The sequence below is a fragment of the Curtobacterium sp. ME26 genome (assembly GCF_903970945.1).
GTDB lineage: Bacteria > Actinomycetota > Actinomycetes > Actinomycetales > Microbacteriaceae > Curtobacterium > Curtobacterium citri.
Window position 1 is genome coordinate 1 of record NZ_CAJCKG010000104.1, and the last position, 792, is coordinate 792.

The 792-nt window shown below is 69.3% G+C and carries 1 rRNA gene; it reads left to right on the forward strand.

The features are described from left to right. Nucleotides 1–17: 17 nt before the first annotated feature. Nucleotides 18–134 (forward strand): 5S ribosomal RNA (gene rrf / locus H7A69_RS17210). The last annotated feature ends 658 nt before the right edge of the window (nucleotides 135–792 follow it).

Consider the following 792-nt stretch of genomic DNA (forward strand, 5'->3'; position numbering starts at 1 on the left):
GTTTGGGTCGAACATGTTCCGGTGGTCATAGCGAGAGGGAAACGCCCGGTCACATTCCGAACCCGGAAGCTAAGCCTCTCAGCGCCGATGGTACTGCAAGGGGGACCTTGTGGGAGAGTAGGACGTCGCCGGACTCAACGTAAGTGATGTGGCCATCGGCCCTCCATCGAGAACTCGTAGGGGAGACCCTCGTTCTCGAGGTGGGTCGGTGGCCACATCTGTTTGTGCTGTGGGTCGCTCGACGCGCGGTCTGGTTCGTGATGGACTGGATGACGAGCGCGATCGACCGCGCAGTACCCCCACAACGACACAGCGGACGACAGCCCGGCCTCTCGGCACGGGCACGCGATGAGGAGCAACGGTGGCGAACGACGACGAGCAGCAGCGCAACGACCGAGATCGCGCAGGTCGTCCCGATCGGGGCGGAGACCGGGGCCCTCGTCGCGACGGCGGTCGCTGGTCGTCCGGTCCTCGAGACTTCGAACGGCGCGAGGCCGATCGTCCGCGGCGGGACGGCGACCGTCCGGCTCGTGACGAGCGTCGGTCGTTCCGCGACGGGGACCGGTCCTTCGGCGACGGTGGCCGGCGCCCGGCCGGCCAGGGTGACCGCTCCGGTGGTTCGCGTCCTCCTCGGGGTGACGGTCCGCGCGGCGCCGACCGGCCTCGTCGTGACGGCGACCGTCCGTACCGTTCCGGTGGCGATGACCGTCGTCCGCCGCGTGACGGCGACCGTCCGTACCGTTCCGGTGGCGATGACCGTCGTCCGCCGCGTGACGGCGACCGTCCGTACCG